We start from the raw sequence: 3,889 nt of genomic DNA on the forward strand, positions 1-3,889 counted from the left end.
CTCACTGACATTGAGAAATCGGAAGCGAAGGCTCGCCAGGCTGCGCAACTTGTCCAGCTCCGTAATTATTCTGACCTTTTTGGCAGCATGGCTGATGTTGCGGGCACGTTTGCCGGTGAGCAGTCTGGCATATTCAAGGCGATGTTTGCCGCGTCAAAAGCTTTTGCCATTGCTGAGTCCATTGTCAAAATTCAACAGGGTATTGCATCAGCCGCGGCATTGCCGTTCCCAGCTAACATTCCCGCTATGGCTAGTGTGGCTGCGACAACCGCAGGTATTGTCAGCACTATCCAAAGCACCCAAATGAAAGGCATGGCTCACAACGGGATAAGCAGTGTACCGAGTGAAGGCACCTGGCTGTTGGATAAAGGCGAGCGGGTTTATACCAATGAAAGCGCTAAGCAGTTGGATCAGATGTATTCCGCTGTGATGGCCAATAACAGGCGCTCGAATGTCAATTCGTCGGGGGAAAAGCAACCGTGGATTATTAATATTCATGATGCGCCACCCGGAACCTCAGCTGAAGTTGATGATGAGCAGAAAGTTATCCGCATCATGATGAAAGATGCTTCAAGTGGTGGTCAGTATTTTTCTTACATCCAGCAAAAACTTGGGGTTCAACCTGGGGGATATAAATAGTGGACAATACTCTTAATCAAGCCACGCCAGAGGAGTTGGCCGCCCTAAACCCTAACATTCTTCTCTATCCATGCAGCTATTTTGGCAACGGGATCCTGCCAGAACCCAGCCTTAAAGGGTATAAATATCGATATGGTAAGACCGTCGTCCGGTCCAATATGGACTTGGGCCTAGCAACGATGCGTCGTCGAAGTCGGGTTGCTCCAGTTCAGGTTCCTATTAAATTTCAATTTAATGGTGAACAGAAAGAAGTGTTTGAAAGTTGGTTGCTTAATGAACTCAATGGCGGTTTGGAATGGTTTTATCTTCCTTTACTTACGGGGGATATGCGACTGGTGATACACAAGGTGCAATTTACTTTACTGCCTGGCGAGGATAGCGATTTGGTTTGTACTGGTGTGCGACCTGAACCTGGCCATCCTTATCATAGAATTTCCCGCTGGGAACTAACGGCTGAAGTCCAGGCGTATCGTTTTGATACGCTTGAACAATACACAGCCCGAGTCCTGTCGCGAGACACTCTCTCAGGATTAGAAAGAGCGGCATTATCCGCCGAAGAGTCTTTGCTTTACCCCGAATAAGGAACGCTTGTGATCCTTTCAACTATTGAATATCAACACCCCACCTTATCTGGTGGGGTGTTGCGTTATGTAAAGGACGGAATTGACCTCCATGCCGGAATCGAGTCTGGCGAGATGGTCTTGTTTACCGCTGGGCAGTTTGCTTTTCAGTTGCCCGACAAAGCCACCAAAGGGCAGGAAGCGCTGACCGTGGCCGCGCCGAACACCGACCTCACATTGGCCAAGTCGATTGAGACGGCAAAACGTCATGAGCCGGTGATTCCTGTCGTGAGTATCTATCGAGAATACGACACCGACGATTTAAGCCAGCCGCGCAATAAACGCATTCGTCTCACCATGACCTCAGCAAAAATTACAACCATGACGGTCACCCTGACAAACACATGGAAAGACTTAACCAACCGCCGTTTTATGCGTCGGTTATACACCACCAAAACTCACCCAGGACTGAAATATTTATGATCGCTTACTTTCGTTCGTTGCCGTTTGGCCACTTTCCTGTTGATGGTTGTGTGCTGCTGGTTCGGGAAGCGTGGCAACGTCTTTATCAGTTGGACGAGCTGCCAACGTATGCCGACCGTTTTGTCACACCAGACCAAGCCCAAGGGTTGATGGATGGTCATCTCGGCCAGCTGGTTGAACCCATCGAAAAGCCCGAACACGGCTGCATGGTTGTCGCTAGCAGCGAGTCGAAATGGCATTGCGGCGTGTTCACCACTGAGCAAATGCCAGGTTATGTCATCCACACGCTGGGGCAGGCCATCAAAATCGAACCTCTAAACCAATTCCGACGCCGATTTAATACCGTGGAGTTTTACCGACATGTCCCACATCGTTCAGTTTTATCATCCGATCCGAAAGGACCAACGGAAAGTTCATCCGGTTAAAGCGGGAACGCGACTATTAGATTGGATTGCGGAGCACTGCCCTGGTGAGTCACTTGCGGCCACGCTCAACTTTAATGAGCTTGATGATCTGGATGTGGTCATTGGTGAGGGTGATGTCATCAGTATTCGGCCAAAATTAGGCACAGGTTTGGACTGGGTGGTTTACGCCGCATTAGCGCTGTCAGCTGCCACCGCCGTGTACACGTTTACCAACATGCCAGACATGAGTGGTAACCAAAACACCAAACAAGCCAGCTCCGTCTATAACTACAACGCGCAGGGGAACAAGCCAAAACTAGGCAACCCCGTCCCCGTTCGCTATGGGCGCATGCCGCATTACCCTGATGTTATCGCGCCAGATTGGTGGGAGTACATTGATAACGAGCAGTATTACTATCAGTCGTTTTCTCAGGGGATTGGTAAGTTTCTTTATCACAAGCATGTGATCGGTGAAACTGTCATCAATGCCATTAACCCTGATATCGAAATCAGAACGTATCTACCAGGTGAAGTGGTGGATCACTTTCATCACATTGTCTGGACCTCGAAAGAGGTGGGTGGCTCAGACGGTCAGGGCGGTTTAACGCTCGATGGTGTGACCTCCGATTGGGTCGCTGAAGTCTCCAGCAGCGAGGTTCGCTTTGTTGGTAATGAAATCGAGCTCTGGTCTGAGTTTAGTTACAGCACTGGTCCGAGTGATAATCGTGAATACAGAACAGCACTCCGACGAGACGCATGGCCATGGGATGAGGGCCAGCATGTGGTGATCACTTCATCCACTCAAGACAGCCTCATTTTCGAAGGAAACATTCACTTTCACGACATGGGCGATGATGGCGATGAGCTTGACCCGCAACCTCTTCCTGATGAAATTGAAAACCCGCTAGGCTGGGGCTCGACTAGCGTTGGTGATCGCATTGTCATTACTGGCGCAGGGGTGAACTCAGGCACCTTTATTGTGAACGAGTTTATATCCGCGACTCGTATCACCGTTCAAACTGATGGTGGGGGTGTCGTTACGACCTTTACGCCAATGACTAACGTGTATGTGCGAGTCTATGAAGCGGTTGGGAATGATGGTACCTATGTTTGCAAAGACAGCGCTGGCACACTGGCGCTGGTTTCCTCTGATACGCTTATAGAGGTGCCAGACTGGCCAGGCTTTATCAATATGAGCAGCGAGACCGCGCAGCTATCCGTATTAGAAAGTGATCTAGAGACAGAGTGGGTCGGGGATTTTCTGTGTGTACCAAGCGATGCCACAGCATTAGATATCGGTCTGGATTTTATTTTCCCTCGCGGTCTTGGAAGACTGGACGATAAAGGTAGGCTTAGGTCACGAACGTGTGATTGGGAGGTGCGTGTACGACCTGAAGGTTCGACTGACGCTTATCAGACCCATGCTTTTACCCTAACTGAATCGGATAACACCCCTCAGCGCTTAACTAAGTGGCTAAAAGAAGAGATGGGATTAACACCTGGTCGCTGGGAGGTAGGGTGTCGCCGAGTCAGTAATGTTACCAAATCGACCAAGGTGTTTGATGAGGTGCAATGGATGGGGCTGAAATCGGTGATACAAACCGATTATCAGAACGATGAAGAATCCATCATCACGTTAAAAATCAAAGCCACCAACGCGCTCAGCCAGCAGGCTAACAGCCAGTATTGGAATGACTCTACGCGCATCCTGCCCGTGCGCCAATCCGATGGCAGTTACGCCGAGCAGGCGACTCGTTCGATTGCCGATGCGGTCATCGATGCGTGTCGGAATAACGTCTATGG

The 3,889-nt window shown here is 49.9% G+C and carries 4 protein-coding genes and 1 pseudogene; all 5 read left to right on the top strand.

Annotation, left to right across the window (positions count from 1 at the left end):
• Positions 1–639 (top strand): annotated as a pseudogene (locus R8N49_RS24215) (hypothetical protein); the annotation flags it as partial.
• Positions 639–1,220, top strand: coding sequence for a hypothetical protein (locus tag R8N49_RS24220; RefSeq protein WP_318190114.1), 582 nt, complete (start codon positions 639–641; stop codon positions 1,218–1,220). The pseudogene R8N49_RS24215 and the gene R8N49_RS24220, both read left to right, overlap by 1 nt.
• 9 nt (positions 1,221–1,229) lie before the next feature.
• Positions 1,230–1,682 carry a DUF1833 family protein gene (locus R8N49_RS24225; protein ID WP_318190115.1) on the top strand — a complete coding sequence of 151 codons (453 nt, stop codon included), beginning with the start codon at positions 1,230–1,232 and terminating at the stop codon, positions 1,680–1,682.
• Positions 1,679–2,107, top strand: coding sequence for a hypothetical protein (locus tag R8N49_RS24230; RefSeq protein WP_318190116.1), 429 nt, complete (start codon positions 1,679–1,681; stop codon positions 2,105–2,107). Before R8N49_RS24225 ends, R8N49_RS24230 begins: the two co-directional genes overlap by 4 nt.
• The coding region (locus tag R8N49_RS24235; protein WP_318190117.1) for a phage tail protein at positions 2,043–3,889 on the top strand (1,847 nt) is incomplete at its 3' end. The genes R8N49_RS24230 and R8N49_RS24235, both read left to right, overlap by 65 nt.

This window comes from Vibrio sp. 1978 (assembly GCF_033344345.1).

Bases quoted from the DNA above. Each gene is read 5' to 3' on its own strand.
- R8N49_RS24230 (WP_318190116.1), top strand. From the start codon at position 1,679: ATGATCGCTTACTTTCGTTCGTTGCCGTTTGGCCACTTTCCTGTTGAT.